Origin of the sequence: Cupriavidus sp. CuC1 (assembly GCF_044627735.1) — a bacterium.
Classification (GTDB): domain Bacteria; phylum Pseudomonadota; class Gammaproteobacteria; order Burkholderiales; family Burkholderiaceae; genus Cupriavidus; species Cupriavidus ulmosensis.
Map to the genome: position 1 here is coordinate 1 of NZ_JBIUHC010000136.1, position 26,814 is coordinate 26,814.

Sequence of the window (26,814 nt, forward strand, 5' to 3'; positions counted from 1 at the left end):
TTCTTTGCCTACTTTCTTGGCGAGACAAGAAAGTAGGTCGCCTCCCCGCAGGGGAGGTGAAACTGCCTTTGACTTTAGGCCTTTGACTTCAGGCCTTTGACCTTGCAGTTAAGCAGTTGAAGCTGAATTTGCAGTCGCAGTTGCAATCAGCTCAATTGCAGTTGCAATCACCCCCCTCTCCCCACAGTCTCCGACGGCAACTCCCCAAAAAAACCACGATACTGCGCCGCAAACCGCGGCAAATGATTAAACCCCCACCGCGCCGCCACCACCCCCACCGGCTCCTGCACCTGCCGCGCCCCTAATTCCCGCCTGACTCCGTTCATCCGCAAAGCCCGAACAAACTCCAATGGTGCCAACCCGGTAATTTCATTAAAGCTGTATTGCAGCGTCCTGCGTGAAACCCCAAGCTGTTCACACAGAGCCAAAACACTCCAGGGCGCCTCGGGCGCGGCGCGCACCATCTCATACGCCCGCGCCACCAGCCGCCTTCGCGCAGGCGGCGTGGGCAGCAGGGCATCGCCAATGTCGTGCATCAACGTGGACACCACCGCCATCAGCAACGCATCGCGCATCGCGCTTTCGACAAACCGCTGGCTAAACACATCGCTCTGCACCGCAGCGGCAGCCAGCACCGCGAGCATCGCCGCCCGGAAATCCTCGGACGCGGCGCGCCGCACCTCGGTGGCCGGCTGCAAGCGCGTGATCAGCTCCGGAACGCCCTCGCGCTCCAGCACGCGTTGCAGCGCAGGCAGCGGCAACGTCACGCCTAGCAGGTCCAGCGATGGCGGGGTGCGCATGGCCAGCGGCTGGCCGTTGCCGGCGCGCAGCACGGTGTCGCCGCTCATGCGGTAGCCGGAGAACCAGCCATCGGCACACTCGCGGTGAGGCAAGCCGATGGAAAGATAGCCGCGCCGTGCCTCGCCTTCCTCCAGCAACGCCTGGTTGGTGCGTTCGCGGAAAACGTGGACGTCGCCAAAGGTAGCCTGCTGCACTTGCGCAAGAAAATGCCCTGGCGTGAGTTGCTGGTAGCGCTGCTGCCAGCCGTCCAGGCCCGCTGCCGCCATGGCGGCCTCGGTGGCAATCAGGTGGCGTACCGGGCGCCCGCTGGCGCCTGTGTCGAGAGGCTCGGTGTTGCTGTGCATCGGTGGCAGCCTGTTGGGGCGTTTAATACCATCGGCGGCGGGTTGGCTTGGCCCGGGCGCGGAGGGCTCTTGTGCAGGCACTGCGCGATGATTGTATCGCCAGGCCCGGCAACCGTCGATGCGCGGCGCAGCAGGTCCGGCGGACCCAAGTGAACGTCCTTGCATTTGTTGACAGTTACCGCCGCGGCCTCGCCCTAGAATGCTGCGCTATTCATGGCTGGATTAGATATGGGATCGCGATCCGAACGGTATAGGTTGCTGGGCTACCTCGCGCTTTGCATGGTGGCGTTCGCGCTCATCACCGTGCTGTGCGTGACACTGCAGGACGACAACGAGCAGCGCGCGGCGCGCAAGGTCCGCCAGATGGATAGCCGCGCCACGGCCACCGCCACCACCGCAGGCCAGGCTGAACAACCAGCGGCCACGCGCGCATCGCGCTGAATGCCAGCGAGGATCAGCAGGGCAAGAAGATAGTGAAGGTGGCACCGGCGCCCGCGGCGCTGGTCACCTTGATCTCTCCGCCGTGGCGCTCCACCACGGTCTTGACGAACACCAGCCCCAGCCCGCTGCCCGCGGGGGCATCCTGCTCGGTGTCGTGCAGGCGCGCAAAGGGCTGGAACAGGCGGCCCTGGTCTTGCGCGGCGATGCCCCGGCCCTGGTCCGCCACATCGATCGCCAGCCCCTGCGCCACGCGATACAGGCGCACCGTCACCGTGGTTTGCGGCGGGCTGAACTTGATCGCATTGCTCACCAGGTTCGCAATGGCCCGCATCAGCAGCACCGGCTCGGCCAGGATCTGCGACTGCTCGTCTTCCACCGCCACCTCTACCTTCAGTGCGATCCGGGCAGCGTTGGCCAGCGCCCATAGCTCGTCGGTGGCGTCCAGCACCACGCCGGCCAGGTCGACCTTGATGAAGTCAAGGTGCGGCGCTTCGGCACGGGCCAGCCGGATAAAGTCGTCCGCGAGTTCCAGTGTGCGGTTGGCGTGCTCGCCGATGCGGGCCAGCAGGGCGGCCTCCGGCAGCGCCCGGCCGGGCTCGTTTTGCAGGTCGATCAGGGCAAGGATGGAGGACTGCGGGGACCGCATGTCGTGCGAGATAAAGCGCAGGGACTCCTCGCGGCGCCGCTCGGCCATGCGTACCTGCGTGATATCGATGACGCTGACGATCAGGCCGGCTACGCCGCCGGTGTCACTGCGCAGGGGCGCGCCGCGCAGCAGCATCGGGTGTTCGTCGCGCGCTTCGAGCTCCACCCCGGGCGGGGCCTGCACCGGGTGCGCGGCGTCGGCATCGCCTTCGGCATAGACGCTGCGCAGCTGGTCCCAATATTCCAGCCCGGCCTTGGGCTGGACGAATACCTCGTTGATCAGCTCGCGAATGCCGGGGCGCGGTGCGTTCATGTCGGCCAGGGGCCCGAGCGTGCGCGGCGCCAGCAGCAGGCCGCGCCGATTGGCCAGCAGCACGCGGCCGCCGGGATCGCAGATCACGGTGGCTTCGGGCAGGCCTTCGAGCCCGTCCGCCAGGAATTGCCGCAAGTCGCGCAGGCGCGTGGTCATGCGGTAGACCGCACGCATGCGGGTATCGAGGTTGCGGCCCGATTCGCCCTCGCCGGCGGGCATGGCCAGCAGGCCGGGCTCCTGCTCGAGCTGCGCGAGCTCGTCGGTGAGGAACTGCAGCGCCGCTTCCTGGCGCCGCCAGCTCCACAGCGGGTAGAGCAGGCTGCAACCCAGCACGGCGCTGGCCGGCGCGAACCAGAGGTGGCCGAGCACTACCAGCAGCAAGCTGGCGGCCAGCGTGCCGGCCAGCAGCACCACGGTGACCAGCAGCGCGTTGCGCGGCGTCAGCATCAGCGAGGCCAGGCTCGCCAGCAGCACGGGCAGCAAGGTGCAGAGCCAGAACCAGGGCGCAGGCAAGGTCACTATCGCCGCGTCGCTCTGCAGCGTCTGCATGGTGTTGGCGATGATCTCCACGCCGCTCATGCCGTAACCGTTGCGCGATACCGGCGTGGGGAACACGTCGCCCAGCCCGCTCGCCGTGGCGCCTACCAGCACGGACTTTGCGCGGAAGAAGCCGCGTGGCAACGTGCCGCCCAGCACATCGAGCACCGAGACCTGCCGGAACGTCCCCGGCGGCCCGGCAAACGGAATGCGCAGCCGGTAGTCGCGGGTCCAGCCATCGGCGCCGCGATCATCTGCGCTGCCGTCGTGCCGGTAGGCGGAGACCGGCCGCGGCGGCTTGCCGAAGCCGACCATCGCGGCCGAGAAGTGGCTCAGCTGGCGGCCCGGCAGCCCTTCCTGCAGGTACACCTGGCGGGCAATGCCGTCGAGGTCCACCGCGATATTGATGTGCCCCACCTCGCTGCCCAGGCCCGTCAGCGGATAGCGCACCAGCAAGCCGCCCTGCCCCGCTTCTGCCAGCGCGGGCAGCACGACGTTGCCGGCGCGCGCCATGCTGCCTGCCAGCGCGCGGTCGTCCTCGGGATGCAAGGCGTCGGGCTCGGAGAGAATCACGTCGACCCCGATCACGCGTGGCGCGTCGGCGGCGATGCGCTCGATCAGGTCGGCCAGCACCCGGCGGCGCCAGGGCCAGCGGCCAATGGCCGATATGCTGGGGTCGTCGATGGCGACGATCACAATCTCGTCGCTGGCCGCGTGATGCTGGGCCGCGACCGACAGGTCGTAGACGGCCTTGTCGGCGCGTTCGCTCCAGCCCAGCACGGCGCACGCTGCCACCAGCGCCAGCATGGCGCTCGTCAACATGCCCCATTCGACCAGCGTACGGCGCTGGTAGCCAGCCATCATGCGTGCGGGCACGCGGCCCAGTGCGCGCGCGCGCGCGGCGAGTTGCGCCAGGCTAGTTGGCACGATTGAGCAAGCGTCCGCCGGCGCTGACGGGCTGGCCTTGCGCGTCGCGTACGTACTGCACCACCTCGATGCGCTGGGGCGCGGAGAAGTGCGGCTGGCGATCCGGGCTTTGGCGAGCCACCCGTACAAAATACGCGCCGCTGCCAGGCCGCGGCAGGCGGGCCTCATTGGTCTCGGTGCTGACGTCCGCCACGATCTGCGTAAAGGCGGCGTCGGATGCCATTTGCACGCGGTAGGCTTGCGCCGCGCCATTAGCGCTGGCCCCGCCGGCGGCCGGCCATGCGATCCGCAGGGTGTCGCCGCCATCGTCTTCCAGGCGCGGCTGCGGCGGCGACGGCTCCAGCGCGAACGCCACCGGCTCGCTCCAGGGGCCGGGCTGGCCACCGGCGTCGACCGAGCGCACACGCCACCACCAGCGGCCAGGCGCAAGCGCCTGGCTAGCCGAGGGCGCCGTGCCGCGCGCCTGCATGGCGCCTTGCGTGAAATCCGCGTTGGGCGCCACTTCGAATTCGTATTGCGCCGCGCTGGCGACTTCGGCCCAGGTAAACATCGCCGTCTCGCCGTACGCGGTGCCATCGCGCTCGGGCGCCAGCGTAAAGGGCGCGGGCGGATTCAGGCGCACCACGAACGGCATCACCGCGCCCGCGCCGCCAAGGCGCCGGGCATCGAGCGCGCTCACGCCCAAGTACAGCTCGCCCTCGGGCAGGTCTTGCAGCGCGGCCTGCGTGCCCTCCACGGCCTGCGACGACAGCAGCTCGGTCTGGGCCGCATCGCGCGAGACCACCACGCGGTAGCTGGCGGCCTGTGCAACCGGCGTCCAGCTCACGGTGGCATGGCTTGCCAGCAGCGGCTGGGGCAGCGGCGCCAGCGCCGGCGCCGGCAGCAGCGCGGCGGGCCGCGCCAGGGCGCCTGCGACCGATACACTGACGCCGTAGCCAGCACCCACTACTGCTTGCTGGCCGCGGCTTGAACGGGCCTGCACCTGGCCTTCGAGCACGGCGCTCTGGCTGGCGCCGTCCTCGGTGCCCACGCGAAAGCGCGTGCCGCGCACGCCGGTCACCAGCGATGGGGTACGGATCTCGAAACGCCCCACGCCGGTGCCGCGCGGCGCCACGCGGGATTCCACCTCGCCCTGGCCGATGCCGATCACGGCATCGGTCAGGCCGGTGCGGGAGAAAGCGCGCAGCCGCTTGACTTCGATCGCTGTCGCCGGCGGCAACGCAACGCGCGAGCCGTCGCCCAGTTCCAGGGTGACGGTGCCGGACGCGCCGGTTTCAATGCGGGCGCCCTCGCGCAGCTCCATGCCGGCCTGCAGCGCGCGGCCATCGGCGCTCGCCGGCCCCGTCACGAAGACCACGCGGGCCGCTCCGTCAGTCACCGGGATGCGTGCCAGCGGGATGCGCAGGCGCATGCCGGGCGGCAGGCGGTAAGGGTTGGCCACCTTGTTCAAGACCTGCAGCTCGCGCCAGCCAGCGGGATTGACCATGAAGCGGTCCGCCAGGCCAATCAGCGTGTCGCCCGGGCGCACCTGGTAGATAAAGTTGGCGCCCTCGGCGCCCGCAGGCTGCGCGGCGGCGTTGGCTGACCACCCGGCGACAAACACGCCAATCAATCCTGCCATGCCGATCGTACCGGCCACACCCATCGCGCCCATCGAGCATGCCACACGCGAGCGCGCTGCAATGCCGGCCTTGCTGCCTGCTGCCTTGTCGAACCGCTTCATAAGCTCAGTCTTCCTGCTTGTGCTGCGAATCCTGCGGATCCTGCAAATCCCGCAAATCCTGCTTATCCCCATCGCCCGCGGCCTCGAAGCGGTAGCCGTGCGAATACACGGAAGTCAGCCGCACGCCGTTCTCGGGCCGCAACGCCAGCTTGATCCGCAGCCGCGAGATATGGGTATCGAGCGTGCGCGAGCCGGCACCGATGGCACGGCCCCACACGGCTTGCTCCACCACCTCGCGCGACACCAGGCGCCCCAGGTTGCGGAACAGGAACAACGCCAGGTCGAACTCGCGCGGCGACATATCCGCCCGGCTCTCGCCGAAGGTCACGGTGCGTGCCTGCGGATCGACACAGTAGTTGCCCACCCGGATCATGGCGCTGTCCTGCTGCGCCTGCGGATACGTGCGGCGCAGCAACGCGGACACGCGCGCCACCAGCTCGGCGCGGCGGATCGGCTTGATCATGTAGTCGTCGGCGCCCGCGCCCAACCCCCCGACAATGTCCTCTTCCAGCGAGCGGCTGGTCAGGAACAGGATGGGGGGATTGCGACCGGAGTTCTGGCGCACCCAGGTCACTACCTCAAGGCCGCTGGTATCGGGCAGCTGCCAGTCCACCACCAGCAGGTCAAACGTTTGCTCGCGCAGCGCCCGCAGGAACGTGCTGCCACTGGCGAAGCACTCGCACTCGTGGCCAGCCGAGACCAGGATCTGCTGGATCAGCTCGGACTGGCTCTTGTCGTCTTCCACCGAAGCTATTCTCATACTTACCTCTTGCTTGCCACGTCTACTCTTCCAGATGCCACCACGCGCTTGCTGCACCACCGCAGGGGCAAATGCGCAACAACCCGGGCAGGCCGGGCGCCAAGTACGTAAAGGGGAATGGTACAGAATCAGGCGTCGCCACGCCAAGGATGGCGCGGGAGGGTGTTGCAGCGCGCCGGCGCAAAAGCCGGCGCGCGCGCCTTTACTGCAGCATGTAGGTTTCGTACTCGAGGCGGTCCAGCTTGCGGTCGAGCAGGTAGATCGCCAGGGCCACCACGATCAGCAGCGATGCCGCGAAGCCGTAGCCATACCAGGCCGGTCCCAGTTGCAGCGTCACGGCAGTGAAGGCCAGGTTGAGAATCACGAACAACCCGCTGAGCAGCAGCACTTCACGCCGGCGGTCGAGGTAGAAGTAGATATTGAGCACCCCGAGCAACACCACCTGCAGGCTGGCCCCGATCACGTCCACATACAGCAGCGGCAGGTAGAGCTCCGAAATGCCGAGCGCCGCCAGCACCCACTTGCCCGTGACAAACAGCACCAGCGCCGCAATGGCCTGCACCTTAACGATTTCGTACAGCCCCAGGCGGATCGTCTGCACCATGGTGTTGCGCATATCCTCGATATGCTCGAGCGAGCTGCCGCCGCGCACCGCGTTGTAGAAGGCGTCGTAGTACTCGACGAAGTCGGTCTCGATGCGCACCAGGAACACCGCCATGCCCGGGATGATTGCCAGGTAGGCCAGGAATACCGGGATGTCATAGATGATCGACGCGTGCAGTGGCCCGATGACTTGCTGCCCCGTGGACGGCGAGTACCAGAACATGAACTTGTCGAGCCAGATGCCGAGGTTGTACAGCAGCCCGATCAACATCAGGCTCGGATAGGCATAACGCCGCTGGAACACCTCGAACGACATGAAGCGCTGGCTGGTGTAGTTGCGGTAGATCAGCACCACCATGGCCGTCAGCAAGCACAGCTGGCCGGCGACAAACCCCAGCAGCAGGCCCTCCAGGCCATGGTTGCGCAGCGCCAGCGCCGCCACCACCGTCAGCGTATAGCCCAGCAGGAAGGTCCAGACGATGGCCTTGTACTGCTTCATGCCCGTCAGGAAAATCACCGCGATCCAGATATTGCTCATGACCACGAAGCCCGCGGTCATCAGCAACCGGTACAGCACCGACTGCGCCGGGAAGGCGAACAGCGCGCAGCCGATGCCGATGGCGCCCGACAGCGCCGTGACCAGCAGGGCCACCGCATGGTAGTTCGACAGCACCAAGTCATCGCGCTTCTCGAACAGGCGGTCCGAGGTAAAGCGGGTGAAGGCCAGCTGCAACGGCCCGGTCAGGATCAGGCTGACCGCAATCAAGTAGGTCACCGACACCTGGAACTGTGTCACCAGGCTGCCCGGCACCACAAACGGCAGGCTGAGCACACCGATCAGCAAGATGCCGACGATCGACAGGACCCACGGCCCGGAGCTGATGATGCCGGCATAGGCGTACGCGCCGAGCATGCCCGACAGGCTGTCCCGCCGCAGCATCTTGCGAAGTTCAAAACCAATCCCCGCCATCTCAGCGACCTCCCTTCATGGGGCAGCCCGCGGCCTGGGCCGCCTTGGCGGGGGATCCGCCAGCGGACGGCTGCGCATTCGGCTGCGCCATCAGGTGCGTGTACAGCTCGCGGTAGCTACCCACCATCATCTCCTGCGTGTAATAGCGCTCCACGCGCCGGATGCCGGCTTGCTGCGCGGCATGCCATGCGTCCGGGGAACCCAGCAGGCCGATGGCCTTCTCGGCCAGCGCGGCCGGGTCGGCAATGCGCACCACGTCGCCTGCGGCGCCCAGCGCCGCATCCTCGCCGGGCAGGCCGAAGATCAGTTGCCGGCATGAGCCGACGTCGGTGGTCACGCACGGCACGCCGGCGGCAAAGCCTTCCAGCACTACCAGCGGCAATGCCTCGCTGATGGAGCTGAGCACCAGCACGCCCACCTTGGGCAGCAGTTCATCGATGCGCTGGAAGCCCAGGAACTTGACCTTGTCGGCGAGGCCCAGGCTTTCGGCCAGGCTGCGGCATTCCCGCGCGTAATCCGGATCCTCGTCTTCCGGGCCGGCGATCCAGCCTTGGGCATCGGGGTATTGCCGCACCACGGTGAGCATGGCGCGGACAAAGGTCTTGATGTCCTTGATCGGCACCACACGACCGATCAGGCACAGCACCGGCGGCACGCCCGGGGCGCGCTGCGCGCGCAGCGCGGCCAGCCGCGGCAGGTTGATGCCGTTGGGAATATTGCGGGTCCGCTCAGCGCGGGCGCCGTCCGTAACCTGGCGCAGGCGGTTGCCTTCGTAGAGCGCGACGATGGTGTCGCCGGCGTCGTAGCAGACGCGGCCCAGCGTTTCAAAGAAGCGCACCCACAGCTCGCGGAAATAGCTGATCTGCGAGATGTCGCGCTCGAACACGTTGCGGTTGTCGCGGATCCACTGGCTCTGGAACAAGTCGATCTTGCGTTCCTTGGTGTAGATGCCGTGCTCGGACACCAGCAAGGGGCGTCCCGTGCGGTAGTGCAGCATCGCGCCCAGGAAGCCGGCATAGCCGGTGGACACCGTGTGGTAGACCTTGGCCGGGATCAGCCCTTCGGCAATGCGCGCAAGCTGCCACAAGGGCTTGTGCATGATGCGCACGGTCCAGAAGTAATCCGTGAAGGACGGGTCCGTGCAGTACTGGCGGTACTGCTCGGTGATGGTCCGCCACGCATGGCGGCTGTACAGGAATGCGTCTTCCGACAGGCTGCCGCCATCGGTGAGCTCGGGCATCAGCTCGCGGATCAGCTCGCCGGCTTCCCGCTCGCGGCCGGGCTGGCGCAGCACCTCGTGCAACTGCGCCGAGGCGGCGAAGGTGACGGGGTCGCCATCGCTGCCCTGCACCAACGGAGGCGGGGGAAAATCGTAGAGGAAATGCGTTTCCAGGTGCACGACGTTGTCGGGCAGCGCGTAGACCATGTCGCCATAGTCTTCGCGGCGGCTGCCGATGAAGACGATGGCGAAGCGGACGTCCGGAAACGCCCGGATCATCTGGTTGACCCAGCTCGACACCCCGCCGCTCACATACGGAAAGGTGCCCTCCAGCAGCAGGGCCACATCGGCCGAGTCGGCCCGGGGCAAAGGGATATCGCTCATGATTGCCAGTAACGCAGCAGCGGCCGTACCAGTGGCAGCGGCGATGGGCTGTCGAATGACAGCAAGATGGCGCGCACGGCGGCGTAGTCGCGCTCCAGATAGGCGGCTTCGGCCAGCAGCGGCAGCGTGCGCTCGCGCGCAAAGCCAAGCAGCTCGGCCCGCTCCAGCCACTCGCGCGCTTGCGCGGGCTCGTCGCGGGTCAGGGCCAGGCGGCCGCGCATGTACCACAGGCCGGCCTGGGCGGGGTCGACCTCCAGCGCGGCGCGCGCATGGCGCTCCACCTGGTCCGCCGTGTAGCGATAGACGTCGCCTTGCACCAGGTTCTGGTAGATCAGTTCCCAGTACAGGTCGGCCAGGCGCTTGTCGATCTCGCCGCGCTCGCGGTCGTCCTGCGCGGCTTCCAGGCGCGGCAGCTCGGCAAGGATCTGCTGCGTCAGTTGTTTCTCCGCGCCGTCCAGCATGCCGTAGGCCAGCAGACGCACATCGTCGGCACTGTCGGCCAGCAGGTCGCGCAGCACCGGGCTGGAGGTGCGCGCCGGCATCGACTGCATGGCCACCAGCGCGGTCATGCGCTCGGGCAACGGCGCACGCGTGTTGCCAAGCTGGGCGCGCAAGCGCGCGCCGCCACCATGGGTGACGCGCGAGATCAGGTGCGTGACGAACACCGGCAGCCCGACCAGGCCGATGCCGGCCGTGGGGCGACGCCCCGGGAAGAAGCGCGCGATCAGCAGGCTGCCAACGCAGACGAGGGCGCCGGCCATCGGCACCAGGAAACAGAACGCGAACAGGTAGCCATAGCTCCACGCGAACGGCACGCGCAAGCGCCGGGGCAGCAGGCGCCACAGCACCATCGCGATCATCGCCGCGGCAATCCCCTGCGCCAGCAGGAAGCTCAGCAGCAACGGGGTGCTGGTACCGGCGCGCGCCAGTAGCGCCAGGGCAGCGATTTGCGCGGCGATGCCGCCGATGCCGAGCTTACCCACGGGCAACCTCGCCTAGTGCCACCGGTACCGGTACCGGCGCCGGTTGAACATCCACATGGCAACGATGCAGCAACCGGATCAGCGGCTGCACCGGCGCGTTGGCAGGCACGGCCAGCGTATGCACGCCGATGCGCGCCGCTTCGAAATCGGTGCCGAACTGGGCCCGCAGCATGTCTTCGATCCGCACCAGGTAGGCCGAGGCCGCCTCGTTGCCCGACAGCGGCATCAAGGTGAGCAGAGCACGCTGGTGCGCGCTGGTCAGCGGCCAGGCCACGTCGAGTGCGCGGCGGCTGCGGATGACCTGGTCGAACAGCGCATCGCGCGATTCGTCGAGATCGAACACCAGCGCCACGATCGTGCTGTCGATGCCGCTGTCGCGGCGCAGGCGGGACAGGCGGGCGTAGTCCAGCGCGAAGTCGTACGGGCAGCCGGGAATCGCGGCCTCGATGGCACGCGTGGACACGGCATGCTCGACGCCATCGGCGTAGTAGCCCATCAGCACCATCAGCAACTGCAGGTTCTCGTAGCTGAGCGACAGGAACGGCATGCGCTCGACCACCAGCAGGCCCACCAGCTTGTCGGCCCCGGACAGCACCGGCGCCACCGCCACATAGCGGGTCTGCGGATGGTCCGGCGACTGGCGCGACAGCCCGCCGGCCTGCAGGTGCGCCAGCTGGCGCGTCTCCAGGCAGTGGCGCACCAGCACATCTTCGGGGTCGAACTCGAATGCCGGGCCGATCTGCGCCGAGGCTGTGGCGGATAGGGTCGCGCCATCGACCGCGTAGAGCGCGGCCGCTTCGAGCTGGCACGCCTGCGCCACCACCTGCAGCATGGGGCGCGCGCCAACCAGTACGCCACCCGGTACGGCATCTTCCAGCGTCACCGCACGCATTTGCGACAGCGTGTCGCGCAGCGTGGTGGGCTTGGCCAGCAGGTCGTTCTCCAGTCGCGCATGGGACACGCGCAGCAGGTAGTGGTTCTTGGTCAGCGCCGCGAGGCGCTCTTCCAGGTAGCGGTTGACGGCGCGCGCGCGCGCCAGCCGCGTGCCCCAGACATCGCCGAACTGTCCGGCAACCAGCACCGTGAGCAGCCCGCCCAGGAAGAACAGGCGCGGGAACTCACCCGGCTGCGCACCGATCTGGTGAAAAAAGAACCAGCCGCCCAGCATCATCAGCACGCTGCCCACGCCAATCAGCGTGCCGTAGCGCAGCGCCAGGATGACCGGCAGCAGCCATGCCCAGGGAAAGCCCAGGTCCAGCAGCAGGGGGTTGTTGGGCAGGAGCAGGTATCCCACCCCCATCGCCAGGGCCATCGTCACCACCAGCTCGACCGCAGAGACCGGTCCGCTCGTGGCGGGCGCGAGCAACCGCAAATAGCGGCCGCCCGCGCCAATGCCCTGTCCTTCCCGTATCTTGTCGGCTGTATTGGCCACGATCACGCTCTCCTGCGGTTCAACCCTGGCGCAGCGGCGCCAGCAGGCGGCGCAGCAGCTTTTGCGCGGTACCCGACAGCGACTCACGGCTCCAGCCACTGTCGCTGCCGGTGGCGGACCAGACGGCTTCGCCCGTGCTCACGTCCAGCAGTTGCAGCGAGATGCCCACGGCCGGCTCGCCATCCACACCGACCTTGTAGCGCCATTCCTGCACCGCGCCGGTGAGGGCATAGCGCATCTTCTGGGTACGCGCCCACTCAAGCGCCTTGCCCACCGACTCGCGCTCCGCCGGCTCGAACAGCGTTTCCGGGTTCAGGTTGGCCGGGTAGCGCTTGACGTTGGCGATGCCGCCGGTCTTCAGCAGGCTTTCCGCGATGGCCTCGGCGCGCAGGCCTGCTTGCGGCGTCTCGGTGTAGTTGACGATCGGCAGTATCGCCACCGACTCGCCGGCCGGCAGCGCGGGTGCGCGACCAATATCGGTCACCGCGCATCCGGCCAGCCACAGCGCTGCGCCCAGCGCACCGCACCAGCCCAGCAGTCGTGCTGCGCGGTTCTGCTTCGTGCTAGTTTTTTCCATGACTCTCTCCCCTTCTCGATTGCATACAGTGAACCGGCACGCTCGCGTGCCCGCCCGGATTAAAAAAGCCATCTGTATCGAATACCCACTTCGGTCAGCGGCGTGCCGCCATTGCGCGCCGCGGTTTCGTGCTGCACATACATGGACAGGTGGTCGTTGCCGAACACCTTGCCGGCCACGCCCAGTTGCGCCCGGAAGTTCTGCGCGGCGCGGGTGTCGTGCAGCAGGCCGATTTCGGCAAACGGCCGCCACTTGTGCGTGTAGTCGTCGATCAGCTCGGTGCCGAAGCCGAAGGTCACGCCAGCCTGCGTAAAGCCCTGGGGCATGTAGAACCCCGGCGTGGCTTCATCGTCAGCGGGCACCAGCGTGGCGAGCTTGCTGCTGAGCGTGCCGCCGCGCGCGTTGTAGGTAGCATGGGTGCCGACCAGGCGCACCGTGTAGTCCGGGTAAGCGGTACGGATGCGGTAGCCAAGCTCCAGGTCATACACCAGGCCATGGCCCAGCTGCGAGCCGTCCTGGCCGCGGAAGCGGTCGTACTCGATGCGAGCGCCGGCGAATTCGCGCAGGCTGAAGTTGTAGGTCGCGCCCAGGCCGAGCACATCCTTGACGCCGCCGACCCGCAGCGCCGCCGATTCGTCGGCGCTCTGGTTGATGCCGGCCAGCGTGGTGAAACTCAACCGGCTGCTCTCGCGCCACTCGCCGGTGAAGCGCGCGGTGGTCACGCTATCCAGGCCGTCGCGCCGGCCCACGCCGAGGCGCCAGCGCAGGTGCTGGTCGCGGTAGCCGAGCGACAGCTCGCCACGCTTGTCGATTGAGGGCACGCCGGTCAGCTGGGTCTGGTCCACGCTGTGCTGGGTGCGCCAGGCGCCGCGCAGGTTGAGGTCGTAGCCATCCCACAGGCGCACGCCGCCAGCCAGGCTGTAGTCGAAATAGCTCAGCGGGCTCTGGCGCTGGTACGTCACGCGCGGCTCGATGGCTTGCGCATTGAACAGCAGCGTGTCCTGCAGGGTTTCCTGCAGACTGTCGTCGGTGCGGATGGTCTCCTGCGTCTCAAACGCCAGCGTCTGCGCGGCGCCGAGCCGGTCAAGCTGCACGTTGGCTTCGATCTGGTTGTCCACCGGAATGCGGCCGGCCTGGCGCTCCAGCACGCGGTCGAGCGCAGCCAGGTCCTGGTTGGCCAGCGCCAGCGTGATCTCGGCATAAGCCGGGCGCAGCAACTGGCGGGCATATTGACGCGCCAGCCAGGCACGCGCCAGTTCGTTGGATTCATTCGACAGGGCCCAGGCCAGCGCCACTTCCTTGGCGGCGGAGGAAACCACGGCCTGCTGGCGCACTTCGCGCTGCACCACACCAGGCGTCGTCTTCGGATCGAGCGGCGGCAGTCCGGGGATCTCACCCAGCCGCGAGGCCGGATTGGCGGGACCGGTCCAGTTGGCGGCATTGCTGCCGGCCATCACGGTGCGGTCGCCGCGCAGCATCTCGATCACCAGGCGCCGCGACACATCGCCCGAGGCAAAGATCTGCCCGAGCGCCACGGTCTGGCGGCGCAGCTCGGCCGGGGCGGGGCCGCCCTGCGGGTCTTCTTCTTCCGCGGCCGGATCCATGCTGCGGGGATCCGAGGCGCGGCGCCCGGCCGCGGGCGGGTCCTTGTGCAGGTCGACCCAGGCCTGGCGGCGCAGGCGCCAGCCGGTGCTGGTCTGGCCGATGGCATCGTAGGCATCGGCGGCCAGGCCCAGCCAGAGCGGATCGGCGTTCTTGCCGTCGGCCATCTTGCGCAGGTAATGCAGCGCGGTGCGGCCGTCCTGGAAGCGCATGCTGCCGGCGGCAAAGGCGCCCCACAGGTCGGGGTTGCCCTCGGCCTCGCCCTTCAGGCGCAGCATCATGGCGCGCACTTCGGTATCCGAGCCGAGATCGACCAAGGCCCACATCAGCGCGGCCTGCGTCTCGCTGCCGGCGTCGGGCAGCGTGGCAGCGCGGCGCAGGTCGGCGAGCGCCAGCTCGCGCTCGCCACGGGCGCGCTGGTATTCGGCACGCATGGCCAGGAAGCGGCTGGACTGCTCGGCCTGCTTCAACTGGGCAGGGGTCATGCCCTGCAGAAACGTGGCAACGCGGCCGTAAGCACGCGCGCGGGTGTAGTAATTGATGGCGAGCTCGAGCGACACGAGCTTGCCGCCCTTGCGCCAGCTGGCCTCGGCAATGCGCCCGGCGTCGATGGGCGAGCTGTCGTAGAAGTCCATCAGGTTCGAGAAATCCGATTCCTCGGTATCGCGCACTTCGGCCAGGCAGTCATTGCGGCCGGCGCCGGGAGGCATGGCCATGCAGTGGTCGTCATGCGTCTCGGCCATGGCCAGCATCAGTTGCCGGTAGCCTTGCTCGAGCAGGTCGCCGCGCTGGTTCAGGCGCGCCAGCTCGGTCAGGGTGCGCCAGAACTCGATGTCGGTGGAGCGCGCGGTGCGCATGGACGGCACCATGGCCTGCAAGGCCTCGGCCAGCTTGCCGCGCACATAGAGCAGATTGGCCTGCTTGAGCGCGTACTGCGGGCGCGGGCCAAAGCGCTGCTGCAATTCGGTGTAGAGCTCGAAGGCGCGGGCATCCTTGCCGGCGCGCTCGGCCAGCTCCGCCTGGCGCTCCATGACCGGGCGCGCGTTCGGGCCGCGGCTCAGGCTTTGCAGGAAGGCCAGGCCTTCCTCGGGCTCGCCCATCCGTTCGTAGGTGGCGACCACCTGGTCGACGGTGGCGAGATCGCCGGTGCCGGCGCGGTGGCGCAGCGCGGCCAGGTAGGCACGGTCGTCGTTCAAGCCGGGAGCCAGGCGCAGCACGGCCTTCCAGGCGGTCTCGTCATTGCTGGCCTGGGCATATTCGAGCCAGCTCTTGAGCGCTACCGTGGGCTGGCGATTCCACTCAGCGACCTGGGCCAGGCGTTCGCGCCAGCGCGCCGCGCCGGGCTGGCGCCGCACCGCGGTCTCGGCGACGCGCTGAGCGTCGTCGAGCTTGCCGGCGGCCAGGAATACCTGGAACGCGAGCTCGTAATCGTCGGCATTGAAGGCGCGCTCGGCCGCGGTCGGGGCGCCGGAGGCCGCGGCAGCGGGCGTACCGGCGCCAGCAGTATCCGCCACGCGGCGCAGGTGCGGCATCGCGGCGTCGCCCATGGCGCGGCGCAAGGCCAGGCCACGCGGGCCGTCAAGGAAGATCACGCCCTGCGCGGCCCATGGCTGGGTGGCCGCTACGCGGCGCACTTCGGCCCGTTGCAGCGATGCGCCCTCGGGCGCGGGCTGCAGGCTCGGCGGCAGGCGCAGCAGCCGCTGCACATAGCGCGCGGCCTGCTCGGGGCGGTTGGCGGCCAGCGCCAGCTTGGTCAGGTAACGCAGGACTTCCGCGCTCTCCAGCAGCTTGCCGCCGTGCTGCTCGGCCTGGGCCAGCGCCTTGTCGAGCTCGTTGCCGGACTGCAGCGTCTTGAGCGCGGCCAGGTAGAGGCGGCGCTGCTCGGCCGGATCGGTGGCGCGGGACTGCGCGGCAAACAGCGCGTCGGCCGCCTGCTGGTAGTCGCCGCCTGCGAGCGCCGCTGACGCAGCCTGTGCATTCCAGAGCTCCGCGCGAGCAGGGTCGCTCTTGGCCAGCGCACGGTAGAACGCCTGTGCCGGCTTGAGCGCGTTGATCGAGCGCGCGGTGGTGGCCAGCTCTTCCAGGTCGGCGCGGCCCCACTTCATGGCCGCGGCCTGGTCGAGCATCCCGCCGAGCTTCTCGACGTACTGCTTGCGCTCCGGGGTGTCCGGCAGCGCGGCAAACGCGCGCTGCTGCGTGATCTCGATGCGGGTACGCAGGATCTGGTTAGGCAGATCGGCGTCGGCGGCATTGGCGTTGGTGTTGCGCACCGGCCCTTGCCGGCTGGCCGCGGAACTGGCCGCAGAACTGGCCGCATAACGCGCCTCCAGCCGGGACAGCATGGCTTCGGCCTCATCCAGCCGGCCCGTGCGCGCGTATTGCTCGGCCAGCACCGCCATGAAGCCGCTGTCGTCGGGCGTGGCCCGCCACCAGGCTTCCAGGTAGGCCATGCTGAGGCCGTCCACTGCCCGGCCTTCGCCCAGCAGGCGTTCGCGCAAGGTTTCGCGCGGGAACATCAGCGCCAGGCCGATCCCCACCATGGCGGTGAAGGTCAGCACGAACGCTGGCGGCAGGAGCCGCTCGCGCTCAGGCGGCGCAGGTGATTTCGACGCTTTGCTTGGCATTGTTGGGATTGGGAACGGGGGTGGTATCGAAACGCAGCGTGCCGCGCTCCTGCACGCCCTGCACGGGCTTGCCATCGATGGCAATCCGGCAACGGTCCGCGCCTGCGAGGCGGAAAAATGGCTTGAAGTAGCCGCTGAAGTCAAAACGGATGCGCTGTGCGCTGCCCTGTCCGGTGCGCTGCCAGTTGCGCACGAAGCCGCTGGCCTCGGCGATCTCGGGGCCGGCAGGAGCCGCGGCGTTCGGTGCGTTCGGCGCACGCATCACGATGCGCGAGGCGCCATCGGCCAGGTGCACGTAGACGCCACCGCCGGGCGCCGGCGAGGTGCCGGTGACGCGTTGCGAGCCGGCCACGTCGGGCACGTCCGCGCCCGTCCAGCGCACATTGCGCAGGTTGGCGTCGCCGCGCACGATCCAGGAGGCCGGCTGCCCGGCGTCGCCGCCCAGCTCGCGCGCCACCGCCATGCCTTGCCAATCGATCACCTTGCGCACGTAGTCGGTGGCATGCACCGGCATCAGCGGCTGGCTCAGCACGTAGTCATAGACCTTGCGCAGCGCCTTGAGCGAGGCAGCCTTGGTGCCGGAGTAGTTGTGATAGTAGATGTTGACCGACTTGAAGCGATACGGCCGGTCGGTCAGCTCAAAGGTCTCGATCACGCGCTCGAAGCCGTAGTAGGGGCCATGCCAGAGATTCGTGTAGACGTTCTCGTTCTGGTTGGGCGCGAAGATCTGGAAGGTACCGTCGGCCTTGTTCACGCCGATCGGCGAGATCGCGGTCCAGGTCGGGTTGCTGCGCGTGATCAGCGTATCGCCGCCGTTCATGTTGAGCACGCCGGCCTGGTCGGTCAGCTTGATGGCTTCGGCGGGCGGCTGGCAGTCCCCTGACCACAGCAGCATGCTGACCGGCTTGCCAGGGGGCGCCAGGGTACGGTTGATATAGTCGATCGAGCCGCCGATCTCGCGCTTGAGGTCCATCGTGTAGCCGGGAATCGCCAGGTGGAAATCGTCGTCGCCTTCGGTGGCATTCTCCGAGTGCGAGCCGCCGGGCACCGTGCGGCTCCACTCGAAGGGATGCGAGAAGGTGTGGCTCGCCACCTCGACATAGGGCTGCGCAAAGATCCTGCGGGCGATCGGCTCGAGCTGCGCGGTCAGCTTGGGATACATGCCGTCGCTGGCCACCTCGCCCTGGATGATCGACATCGTCATCGGCAGGCGATAGCGGTCCCAGATCTCGCGGAACAAGACTTCACCGGAAAAGCCGCCGCCGGGAATCTCGGCACGCGAGGCAAAGCCGTCGCCGTCCACGTGCACGGTCAGCAGGCGGCGTCCGTTTTCGGTGGTGACGTCCGGCACCGGCATGGTCGGCAGGCGCAGCGCCTCGCGCAGGAAGGACAGCGGCTGCACCACCCAGCGGTCCTGGTCGTTGGCGCTTTGCCGCACCGCGTAGGGCCCAAGCACGTAGCCGCCCCAGGGGGTGATCGCGGCCGCGTCGTAGGTCAGCGTGCCCGAGTGCAGGCGCAGCAGGGAGCGAAAGCCCGGGCCATCGCCCACCTGTACCGGCGCTGCCTGCGTGCGGTCCGGCGCCACCGGCATCTCGAAGCCCATCATCGGGTCCTTCGACACCACGTCCGCCTTGACGCCGACCTTGCCCTTGACCGAATTGAGCTGCAGGCTCGATGCCAGCGCTCCGTTCATGCGCGCGCCGAAATCGTTCAGGAACACCACCGGCACGCCCTGGTCGATATTGCGCTGCACCCAGCTGAAGAAACGCCCGGGCTGGTCGCGCACGTTGCCAGCCATCCAGATCACCACGCCGGCGTAGCGGTCCGGGCCGATCTCTGGCAGCGGCTGGCTGGCTTCGGCAAAGTCCACGCGATAGCCCAGGTAGTTCAGCGGCATGGAGACGAAGCGCACGCCGGCGGAGTCGTCGATCGACACGCCCGGCTCGCGGTCCTGCACCACCAGCACCCGGCGCGGCATGACCTCGATGTTGCCGATGCCAACCGTCTGCAGGCCGGGGTCGGCGACGTAAGGGATGATGTCCAGCGCACGGATCCGCGCGGCGGTGTCGCGCGCGCACTTGCGCTCGGCGGGCGGGCAGTAATCGATCGAGATGACCGGCAGGCGGTACTGCTCGCGGATCGTGCGGGCCTGGCCGAGCAGCCAGTTGCGATCGGCCTCGCTCACTTCGGTGTAGCGCTTGCCGCCCTGGTCCCAGCCGCGGTACAGCGATTCGAACGCAACCGCGTAGGCCATCTGGTTGACCTGCGGCAGGATCTCGAAACCACGGTTGAAGATCAGCTTGGCCTCTGGATAGCGCGCCTTGATGGCACGGATCACAGCCACCATGCCAGCCTCCTGGCGGGCGCGCTCGGCGTCCGTCTTGGCTTTGAGCTGGTAGGAATCGAGCGTGTCGAGGAAGAAGCCACGAAAGCCGCGCTGCCACAGCGGGGCGATGACCTTATCCACGTAGAAGGCGGGCCAGCCCTCGGCCGCCTGGTCGACCAAGCGGGCGCCCCAGGCATCGTTATTGCCGATCAGCCAGGCCTTGGGAATATCTTTCAGGTAGGAACGCGACGGTGCGACCTCGCCAATGCTGACGTAGGAAAACCATTGCGTATTGGGCGTGGCGGCGGTGTGCGGATCGAAGCCGCTATCGGGCTCGACCACGGCGATATCGAACGCCTGCAGGGAGTCCACCGGCGGCTTGCTGCCGTAGTGGAAGGCAATGTTCGGGGTGCGAGAGCCTGCGGTAGCCAGTGTCTGTGCCTGCGCCTGCGCCGGACACAGCCAGGCTGCAAACACGGCCAGCAGTGCGCCAAGCCAGGCTCTCATCATCGGCGTGCCCGGGCTTGCTTGACGCAGGCCTGCCACGCGGCGCATGACGCCGTCCAATCGCAACAAACTCACTTGTTGACCCCTATTTTCTTGATATTTTTATATCCCGCCCCGGAAGAGCTCGCTTGTGCTTGCCGCCAACACGCTGGTCGCGCTTGGTGCCGCCATGCGATGCATTCCGGGTATGGCTGTTCCCATCCACGTCTTCCTGCGCTACCCGACATGTCAGGCAGTCCCCCGCAGGCCAAGCTCAAAGTGCATATCTAAGCACTATGAGCGAGAATTCTGAGGCATGTGGGCAATCGTGCATATAGGCATTTAGGACTAGGGAATATGCACTAGTGCAAATGCATGCCGGTGTCACAATGCCTGGCTAGCACCAATTCCCGGGTTTCGATCGCGCGAAGGCCCGCTGATGGAACCCGCCGCACCTGGCCGCGCCAGGTGTTTCAGTGCCGGGCAAGCTGATTGTTGTCTCGGTACTTTCTACATTTTTGTCGTTTTCTTCATCGACAAAGTATCACAGCGCGTGGCGCAAACTCGACGCTGTTGCGACCCGAGGGTACGAAAACAAGGAATCGCGCGATGGCCAGGGCCGGAATACAACGGTCCGCGGCGACCAGCGCCGCAAAATGAATAGTAGATCACGCGCCTCGGACCCAATGTCAACAATTGTCACGCATGGCGGTTACGGGGCAATTCCAGCGCTGCGCTGTGTAGAATTTTTTCAAACAAAAAAACATCTTCACCTCGGCACGAATGGACCGGACAAGCTCCGGCCATACGCCGCATTCGGGAATGTCGCAGGCCACGAGCTGGCTCACGCACGGGCTCCACGCAATACGCAATACGCGCGCGAACCCACCTTCGAAGGCAAACTCCTGCGCAGCGATGCTGCGCCGAACTCGATGGGGATCTCATGCAGTCAGATGCGGGCACTGCCGTGATGGCACTGCTTGTCCTGTTCACCGCCACGCAAATCATCCTCGCGGCCCTGATGCTGGCTTTGCGCCAAAGCGCCGTGGGCCGCGCTTGGGGCGCCGGCCAGGTGCTGGCCTGCGCGGCTGGCCTGTTGGTGATCGACGCGCTCGGTGGGCCAGCCTGGTTCCTGCTGGTGGCGCCTGCCCTGGGCGTGGCCGCCCAGTTGCTGATCCATCGCGGCATATCGCTGACCGGTGACCGCCCTTCGGCACCCGCGCCGCTCACTGCCGGCGTGCTTGCCATCTCTGCCGTGCTGGCCGCCGCCGCGCTGGGCAGCGGCAGCCGCCTGGCCGAAGTCACCGGCTACGTGGTGGCCGCCATCACCGCCGGCTTCACCCTGGCCTGCCTGCTGCGGCGCCCGCTTGCGCTGACCCGCCACAGCCGTCCGCTGGTGCTGGCCGCGTGCGGCCTGCAACTGCTGGCGCAATGCTGCGGCCTGTATGCGGTGCTGGAAGCCGGCGCCCCGGTGCCGGCCCTGAGTGCCGATGCCTTGCTCCAGCTGCGCCTGCTGCCCGCCTTTGTGGCGATCCTCGCCGGCCTGGCGGGCTTCACGCTGATGACCATGGAAGCCCTGCTGGCCGAGCAGGAGAAGCAGGCACGCCTCGATGCATTGACGGGGCTGCTGAACCGCGGCGCCATGGATGGCGCGGCGAAGGTGCTGGCCGCCGAATTCAACCGCCACGGCCATCCGCTGAGCTGCCTGGTGATCGACATCGATCGGTTCAAGCGCATCAACGACAGCAGCGGCCACCGCGCCGGCGACCGCATCCTGCAGCAGATCGGCCGCGTCCTGAAGGAAACGCACCGCGGCGCGGACCTCGCGGGCCGCTACGGCGGTGAGGAGTTCTGCGTGCTTTGCCCCCATACCACCGAAGCCGATGCCATCCTGCTGGCCAACCGCATCCTGCGTGGCATCCGCGCCATCGCATTGCCCCACGAGCTTGGCGGGTTCGCCAGCGCCAGTATCGGCGTGGCGCAGATCCGCGAGCGCGAGGAGGGTGGGTCGGCAAGCTGGGACAAGCTGTTTGGCAGCGCGGACCGCGCCTTGTATGAAGCCAAGCGGCGTGGCCGGGGCCGGGTCGTGCTCGCCTCCGAACTGGAAGCGCTGCCGGCGCATGCGCTCTGCCTGAGCGCGCGCGCCGAGGCCTGCCACTAAGCGCCGGCGCTCGCCAATATGACGGGGAAATCGCATTGTCGATGCGCCGCCCGTTAGAATCCTCCAACGCATGCCTGTCCGGACCCGTTTGCAAGTCCGGTTCGAAACCATTCCTGGAGATCCTAAATGAAGGCCGACAACATCCTGCAAACCATTGGCAACACACCCCATATCCGTGTTCAGCGGCTCTTTGGCGATAGCCATCAGGTCTGGATCAAGTCCGAGCGCGCCAACCCGGGAGGCTCCATCAAGGACCGTATCGCGCTGTCGATGGTCGAGGCAGCCGAGCAATCCGGCGTGCTCAAGCCGGGTGGCACCATCATCGAGCCCACCTCGGGCAATACCGGGATCGGCCTGGCCATGGTGGCGGCGGTCAAGGGCTACAAGCTGGTGCTGGTGATGCCGGACAGCATGTCGGTGGAGCGCCGCCGCCTGATGCTGGCCTACGGCGCCAGTTTCGACCTGACCCCGCGCGAGATGGGCATGAAGGGCGCCATTGCTCGCGCCGAGGAACTGGTGGCGGCCACGCCGGGCGCCTGGATGCCGCAGCAGTTCGAGAATCCCGCCAATATCGACGCCCACGTCAACACCACCGCGCTGGAAATCCTGGCGGACTTCCCGCAGGGCATCGACGCGCTGATCACCGGCGTGGGCACGGGCGGGCATATCACCGGCTGCGCCCGCGTGCTCAAGCAAAAGTGGCCCGCGCTGAAGGTCTATGCCGTCGAGCCCGTGGCCTCGCCGGTCATTTCCGGCGGTGCGCCCGCGCCGCACCCGATCCAGGGCATTGGCGCCGGCTTCATCCCCCGCAACCTGGATACCGCCCTGCTCGATGGCGTGATCCAGGTCGACGCCGAACCGGCACGCGAAATGGCGCGCCGCGCCGCGCGCGAGGAGGGCATGCTGGTGGGCATTTCGTCGGGCGCCACCCTGGCCGCGATCGCGCGGAAGCTGCCGGACCTGCCGGCCGGCGCCACCGTGCTGGGCTTCAACTACGACACCGGCGAGCGCTATCTCACCGTGGAAGGCTTCCTGCCCGCCTGAGGACACGCAGCATTGCTGGATTCTCTTCGGGCAGCGGGGCGCGCGGTGAACCATACTGGAGATTGACGGGCGGCAAGCGCGGGCAAGCGCGGGTCGCCGAATTTGCCGATATGACGCGCCCGCGGCCCGTCCGCCCCGCGCGGCAGGGCTTGCTACGGCGTTGATACACAAGCTTTGACACAAGGAGAAGGAGCTGAGATGACCATCCCGAGTTATGAAGTCGCCCGACTGGCGTCCCTGGCGGTGCGGCTTGCGCTATCGTCCGGCCTGTCGCACGAAGAGATGCAGGCTGCGCTCAGCCTCGCGGCCACCATGATCGAGCAGGACGAAGGCGCAACGCCCGAAAGCACGGCGGCGGCAAAGGTGCCGCACGCCAAGGTGACACGAACGATCCACTGAAGGCGCGCAGCGCGCCCCCTCAATCCAGCAAACCCGCCCAATACAGCTCCGCCGCCGCCAGCACCGCCCGCATCTGGGTGGTGTGCGCCAGGCGGAACGCGTCGCCATACACCGTCTGGTCCGGGAATTCGGTGACCAGCGTGAACGGCACGGTTGACCGGGAATCTTCGAAGATCATGCAGGGAATGCCGTTTAGCACCGGAAACGGCACCTCACCGGCGTGGCTGCCCCAGGTCGCCAGCTGGCGGGCATTGAACGCGGCCAGTTCCGGCGAAGCCGCCAGTTGCGCGGTCAGCGCCTGCATGAAAGCCATGCCATCGCGCCCGGCGTGGTGGCGCAGGATCAGGAAAAAGCCCTTGGGAATGGTCCAGGTCTCGAAGCCCGGCGGCACGTAGCCGGTGAGCGGCCGCGTCCATTCGTGGGCGGGGTATCCGTGCAGGCTCATGTGCAACCCGGCGCCGGTGCGCTCGATGGCTTCCAGCCGGGCCGCTTTCTCCATGAAGGGCGGCGCCGTGCGTGCCTCCAGGTCGTCGCCCAATGCGGTGTAGCGCGCGGCATGCGACATATGGCGCGGATTGTCCTCGCGCAACTGCACATGCAAGGCCGCGCCGTCCGGGTTCTCCAAGGCGATCAGGGCAAAGTGCGCCTGCGCACGCTCCTTGAGCGCCTGCGCAGCGCGCAGCGCCCCCACTACGCCGGACGTTTCGTTGGCATGCTGACCGCCGGAAATCACCAGCCCGGGCAGCGAGCCTTCGATGTAGGTGCCGTGGACCACGCGCCCCTGCGTGGAAAGCACCCTGAAGCGCTTGCCGCCCAGGGCATGCATCTCGACGGCCGCCTCCTCCGGCGTCAGGGGCTGCGCGAGCCCGGCAAGCGCACTCGATGACAAAGGGGCCGCAGCCACGCCGGCCGGCGTCGCAGCCGCGACGCGAGGGTGCGGCAGCAATTCCACCCGCACCCGCGTGGCGCCATCCGCGTGGCGCACGTCTGGCACGATCTGGCCGGGCTGCAAGGTGCGATCGCCGCGCGGCAAGCCGGCGCGATCCTGGAAAAACTCCAAAATGGAGAAATACAAGTCCTCGTGCAGGGCCTCGCGCGTACTGATGCATTCGTCCTGGTAGGACAGCCGGCGCTCGATGCCGCCCGTGTCGATGGCGATGCGCAGCACATCGAAATACGGTCCCTGCCGGCCCCAGGCATGGCCGCGGATCGCATCCATGGCCGCGGCGAATGCCAGTTCGTACTCGGTGGCGAGCGGGCCGTCCTCCAGCACGGCGCCATCGCGCCACAGGCGTAGCCACCCGCACGGCGCGCCCGAGGCCGCGAGCGGCACGAATACGCGATGGACAATGCCGTCCAGCTCGACGACATAGTGGCCTTCGTCGTCTCCTTCGCTCAGGCGAAGGCTGCCTTGCGGCAGCATGCCGGCGAGCGGATAGGCTTCCAGCCGGAAGCGCTGCGACTGCCCCGCCGTTGTTGCCGCGGGCAGGCGCACGGAGATTTCGCCCGCGGCGGCGAGGCGGCCGCCATCGTGTTCCAGCGCCAACGCATCGAGGAAGAAGTGCAGCAGCGGCTTGTAAGCGCTGTGGATCGCCGCCTGCACGCCAGCGGCGGCAAGCCGCCGCTCGGCCGCGCGACGCGTTGCGACGTCTTCGAACACCCAGGCTTGCACGCGTACGCCGGGCATCGCCGCAACGCGCTCAATCAGGGTATCCAGTGTGCACGCAATGGAGGTATCGAGCAGGATCGTCATGGCTGGCGTTGGCGCCGCGCGCGGCGGGCTGGGTGTCGGATCCAGCATTATAGGCAGGCTCCCGATTGCCCGTGCGCACCCCTCCGGCCGTCTTGCAAGGCGCCCCCCCGGGCGCGGGCCTCGCGCATTCCAGCAGCTCGTCCAGGCGGCAACGGCGTTCGCTCTCGCTGCCTTCCGCAACGGCGTGCTCCGCGTCCCTGAACAATAGGCAGGCTTCGGCCAGCACGCGCTGTTGCAGGGCGGTCTCCAGCAAGACCAGGCGCGGCCGGGTGCGCGGGGAGGCCGCCGCCACGTCGACCGCAAGGCAGTGGCCGTGCCGGGCCCGCAGCGGATCGAGCCAGAGCATCTCGTTGCGCTCCAGCCCGAACGCCTGCGCCAGCCGCACGCGCATGCCCATGAGCCGCAAGGCACCGCTCAGGGGCGCGCGCATGACGTGGCGCGCGGGCCGGTCCCACTGGCGCTGCGCGGCGGGGCGGGCAGGCTCGATCAGCGTGCGCAGTAACTCGGCGGCCGCCGCCACGCCATTGCGCCCGCTCAGCCATAGCCACGCGCTGGCCTCCAGCCGGCTGGCCAGATCGGCGCCGCGCTTGCGCCACAGGCGCCGTCCGAGCTGGTACTGGGCCTCGGCGTGCCCCAGCGCTGCTGCCCTGCCCAGCGCCTCGTCCGCAAGGCGCACGTCATAGCGAGTGAAATGGCGGTTGCGATAGAGGCAGGCCAGCGCAAAGCATGCCCCGGCATGGCCTTGCGCGGCGGCGCACGACAACCAGCGCTGCGCCCCGGTATGGCTGGGCTTGCCCACGCGGCTCGCGGCGTCCAGCGCGCGAGCCTGGCGATCCAGCTGGCCATGCCAGAGCCCAAGCCGGAATTGCGCCTCGGCCAAACCGGCGCGCGCCGCGCGCTCAAGCAATTCGCGGCCGCGCCGGATCACGTCCGGATGCCGCTCGGCATGGTTGAGCAGTGCGTCGGCTTGCTCAAGCAGCCCGGATGAATCGGTTGGTTCGGGATCCGCCGCGCAGGCATGGATGGACGCGGCTGGCCGGCCAGCGGCCAATCGCGCCAGCCGCGCCAGTTCGTCGGCATTCGTCAGCCCGGCGGGCTGCGCGCGCAGCCAGAGCAGCAGCCGGAAAGCCGCATCGGCGTGGCCGCCATCGGCGAGTTCGCGCAGCCATGCCACCGCCAGCGCGCGATCGGCCTGCGGCCTGGCATCCGGGGCGAGCGCCCATTGCGCATAGCGCCAGCGCGCCACGAGCGAGCCGGCCGCGCCGCCTTGCGCGTAGCAGGCCAGCACCAGGTCGGCTTGCGTCGAACGGCGCGCCACCTCCAGCGCAATGCCTTCCCAGATCATCTGCCGCACCGAGGACGCCCCGCCGTGCGCGGCACGTGCCAGCCAGAACAGGGCGCTGTGCTGGTTCGCGGCGGCACCGTCATGCCCGTGCAGATAGGCCTTGCCAAGCGAGATCTGCGCGGCAACGTCGCCGCATCGGGCCCGCTGCATGGCGGCGAGGAATGGGCGAGACGCCATGGCGGTGCATGCCTCCTGCAGGTTGAGCGAGGCCAGGTGCCCGGCCCGGGGAATGAGAGAGGGAAGCCGCCGTACAGGGTGATCGATGCGTTTGCTGGCTGGCAATGCGTGTGCTGCCGTGCGGATTCGGCCGATGTTATGGCAATCGCCGATTCTCAATCTCTTTACTCAACTTTAGACATTCAGGCCCGCTCAACGAGCGGGTTGGAAACGGATTCAAGAAATCGAAAAATGCTTG

18 protein-coding genes are annotated in these 26,814 nt (G+C 68.0%); 5 read left to right on the plus strand and 13 right to left on the minus strand.

Translation table 11 applies throughout. From position 1 onward, the window contains the following. Window positions 1-167 precede the first annotated feature (167 nt). A complete protein-coding gene (locus ACGLHR_RS39035; RefSeq protein ID WP_400100867.1) occupies window positions 168-1,145 on the minus strand; it encodes a helix-turn-helix domain-containing protein in 978 nt (325 codons plus the stop codon). Window positions 1,146-1,373: 228 nt separating this feature from the next. Between ACGLHR_RS39035 and ACGLHR_RS39040 the strand changes: the two genes are divergently transcribed. After that, window positions 1,374-1,586, plus strand: a complete 213-nt coding sequence (locus tag ACGLHR_RS39040; protein WP_400100869.1) for a hypothetical protein — start codon at window positions 1,374-1,376, stop codon at window positions 1,584-1,586. 13 nt (window positions 1,587-1,599) lie between these two features. Here ACGLHR_RS39040 and ACGLHR_RS39045 read toward each other — a convergent pair whose 3' ends face one another. From ACGLHR_RS39045 to ACGLHR_RS39090, 10 genes are all read right to left on the minus strand, one after another. Continuing rightward, the gene (locus ACGLHR_RS39045) at window positions 1,600-3,945 is read right to left on the minus strand and encodes a CHASE2 domain-containing protein (RefSeq protein ID WP_400100891.1); all 2,346 of its coding nucleotides are present in this window, start codon (window positions 3,943-3,945) and stop codon (window positions 1,600-1,602) included. Window positions 3,946-3,997: 52 nt separating this feature from the next. After that, entirely contained in the window at window positions 3,998-5,731 is a 1,734-nt protein-coding gene (locus ACGLHR_RS39050; protein WP_400100871.1) for a FecR domain-containing protein, read from the minus strand. Between the two features lie 4 nt (window positions 5,732-5,735). Beyond that, window positions 5,736-6,491, minus strand: coding sequence for a response regulator transcription factor (locus ACGLHR_RS39055; protein ID WP_400100873.1), 756 nt, complete (start codon window positions 6,489-6,491; stop codon window positions 5,736-5,738). Between the two features lie 202 nt (window positions 6,492-6,693). After that, a complete protein-coding gene (pelG, locus tag ACGLHR_RS39060; RefSeq protein WP_318235763.1) occupies window positions 6,694-8,064 on the minus strand; it encodes an exopolysaccharide Pel transporter PelG in 1,371 nt (456 codons plus the stop codon). Window position 8,065: 1 nt separating this feature from the next. Beyond that, window positions 8,066-9,667, minus strand: coding sequence for a GT4 family glycosyltransferase PelF (gene pelF / locus ACGLHR_RS39065; RefSeq protein ID WP_400100875.1), 1,602 nt, complete (start codon window positions 9,665-9,667; stop codon window positions 8,066-8,068). Further along, on the minus strand, window positions 9,664-10,650 hold the full coding sequence (locus ACGLHR_RS39070; protein WP_400100877.1) for a tetratricopeptide repeat protein: 987 nt from the start codon (window positions 10,648-10,650) through the stop codon (window positions 9,664-9,666). Before ACGLHR_RS39070 ends, pelF begins: the two co-directional genes overlap by 4 nt. Then, a complete protein-coding gene (locus ACGLHR_RS39075) occupies window positions 10,643-12,088 on the minus strand; it encodes a PelD GGDEF domain-containing protein (protein WP_400100878.1) in 1,446 nt (481 codons plus the stop codon). Before ACGLHR_RS39075 ends, ACGLHR_RS39070 begins: the two co-directional genes overlap by 8 nt. 13 nt (window positions 12,089-12,101) lie before the next feature. Beyond that, the gene (locus tag ACGLHR_RS39080) at window positions 12,102-12,659 is read right to left on the minus strand and encodes a penicillin-binding protein activator LpoB (protein ID WP_318235767.1); all 558 of its coding nucleotides are present in this window, start codon (window positions 12,657-12,659) and stop codon (window positions 12,102-12,104) included. Window positions 12,660-12,718: 59 nt separating this feature from the next. Further along, entirely contained in the window at window positions 12,719-16,885 is a 4,167-nt protein-coding gene (locus ACGLHR_RS39085) for a tetratricopeptide repeat protein (RefSeq protein ID WP_400100880.1), read from the minus strand. Further along, window positions 16,848-19,766: a bifunctional glycoside hydrolase 114/ polysaccharide deacetylase family protein gene (locus tag ACGLHR_RS39090; protein WP_400100881.1), complete on the minus strand. Its 2,919-nt coding sequence runs from the start codon at window positions 19,764-19,766 to the stop codon at window positions 16,848-16,850. Before ACGLHR_RS39090 ends, ACGLHR_RS39085 begins: the two co-directional genes overlap by 38 nt. Before the next feature lie 407 nt (window positions 19,767-20,173). Here ACGLHR_RS39090 and ACGLHR_RS39095 point away from each other — a divergent pair, with 407 nt between their 5' ends. From ACGLHR_RS39095 to ACGLHR_RS39110, 4 genes are all read left to right on the plus strand, one after another. Beyond that, window positions 20,174-20,668, plus strand: a complete 495-nt coding sequence (locus ACGLHR_RS39095) for a hypothetical protein (protein ID WP_400100883.1) — start codon at window positions 20,174-20,176, stop codon at window positions 20,666-20,668. Continuing rightward, window positions 20,641-21,858, plus strand: coding sequence for a diguanylate cyclase (locus ACGLHR_RS39100; protein ID WP_400100885.1), 1,218 nt, complete (start codon window positions 20,641-20,643; stop codon window positions 21,856-21,858). Before ACGLHR_RS39095 ends, ACGLHR_RS39100 begins: the two co-directional genes overlap by 28 nt. Window positions 21,859-21,984: 126 nt before the next feature. Next, the gene (cysK, locus tag ACGLHR_RS39105) at window positions 21,985-22,902 is read left to right on the plus strand and encodes a cysteine synthase A (RefSeq protein WP_400100887.1); all 918 of its coding nucleotides are present in this window, start codon (window positions 21,985-21,987) and stop codon (window positions 22,900-22,902) included. A 198-nt stretch (window positions 22,903-23,100) separates the two neighbouring features. After that, complete coding sequence (locus ACGLHR_RS39110) at window positions 23,101-23,301, plus strand: hypothetical protein (protein ID WP_318235771.1); 201 nt, start codon at window positions 23,101-23,103, stop codon at window positions 23,299-23,301. 19 nt (window positions 23,302-23,320) lie between these two features. Here the strand turns inward: ACGLHR_RS39110 and ACGLHR_RS39115 are convergent, their stop codons facing one another. Then, window positions 23,321-25,054 carry a hypothetical protein gene (locus ACGLHR_RS39115; RefSeq protein WP_400100893.1) on the minus strand — a complete coding sequence of 578 codons (1,734 nt, stop codon included), beginning with the start codon at window positions 25,052-25,054 and terminating at the stop codon, window positions 23,321-23,323. Beyond that, the gene (locus ACGLHR_RS39120; RefSeq protein WP_400100889.1) at window positions 25,002-26,576 is read right to left on the minus strand and encodes a tetratricopeptide repeat protein; all 1,575 of its coding nucleotides are present in this window, start codon (window positions 26,574-26,576) and stop codon (window positions 25,002-25,004) included. Before ACGLHR_RS39120 ends, ACGLHR_RS39115 begins: the two co-directional genes overlap by 53 nt. Between the last annotated feature and the right edge of the window lie 238 nt (window positions 26,577-26,814).

What these genes read in the sequence shown, in the direction of transcription:
- ACGLHR_RS39045 (WP_400100891.1), bottom strand. Translation starts at nt 3,945, where the DNA reads ATGATGGCTGGCTACCAGCGCCGTACGCTGGTCGAATGGGGCATGTTG.
- ACGLHR_RS39120 (WP_400100889.1), bottom strand. Translation starts at nt 26,576, where the DNA reads ATGGCGTCTCGCCCATTCCTCGCCGCCATGCAGCGGGCCCGATGCGGC.
- ACGLHR_RS39115 (WP_400100893.1), bottom strand. Translation starts at nt 25,054, where the DNA reads ATGACGATCCTGCTCGATACCTCCATTGCGTGCACACTGGATACCCTG.
- pelF (WP_400100875.1), bottom strand. Translation starts at nt 9,667, where the DNA reads ATGAGCGATATCCCTTTGCCCCGGGCCGACTCGGCCGATGTGGCCCTG.
- ACGLHR_RS39040 (WP_400100869.1), top strand. Translation starts at nt 1,374, where the DNA reads ATGGGATCGCGATCCGAACGGTATAGGTTGCTGGGCTACCTCGCGCTT.
- pelG (WP_318235763.1), bottom strand. Translation starts at nt 8,064, where the DNA reads ATGGCGGGGATTGGTTTTGAACTTCGCAAGATGCTGCGGCGGGACAGC.
- ACGLHR_RS39080 (WP_318235767.1), bottom strand. Translation starts at nt 12,659, where the DNA reads ATGGAAAAAACTAGCACGAAGCAGAACCGCGCAGCACGACTGCTGGGC.
- ACGLHR_RS39110 (WP_318235771.1), top strand. Translation starts at nt 23,101, where the DNA reads ATGACCATCCCGAGTTATGAAGTCGCCCGACTGGCGTCCCTGGCGGTG.
- ACGLHR_RS39050 (WP_400100871.1), bottom strand. Translation starts at nt 5,731, where the DNA reads ATGAAGCGGTTCGACAAGGCAGCAGGCAGCAAGGCCGGCATTGCAGCG.
- cysK (WP_400100887.1), top strand. Translation starts at nt 21,985, where the DNA reads ATGAAGGCCGACAACATCCTGCAAACCATTGGCAACACACCCCATATC.
- ACGLHR_RS39055 (WP_400100873.1), bottom strand. Translation starts at nt 6,491, where the DNA reads ATGAGAATAGCTTCGGTGGAAGACGACAAGAGCCAGTCCGAGCTGATC.
- ACGLHR_RS39100 (WP_400100885.1), top strand. Translation starts at nt 20,641, where the DNA reads ATGCAGTCAGATGCGGGCACTGCCGTGATGGCACTGCTTGTCCTGTTC.
- ACGLHR_RS39085 (WP_400100880.1), bottom strand. Translation starts at nt 16,885, where the DNA reads ATGCCAAGCAAAGCGTCGAAATCACCTGCGCCGCCTGAGCGCGAGCGG.
- ACGLHR_RS39090 (WP_400100881.1), bottom strand. Translation starts at nt 19,766, where the DNA reads ATGCGCCGCGTGGCAGGCCTGCGTCAAGCAAGCCCGGGCACGCCGATG.
- ACGLHR_RS39035 (WP_400100867.1), bottom strand. Translation starts at nt 1,145, where the DNA reads ATGCACAGCAACACCGAGCCTCTCGACACAGGCGCCAGCGGGCGCCCG.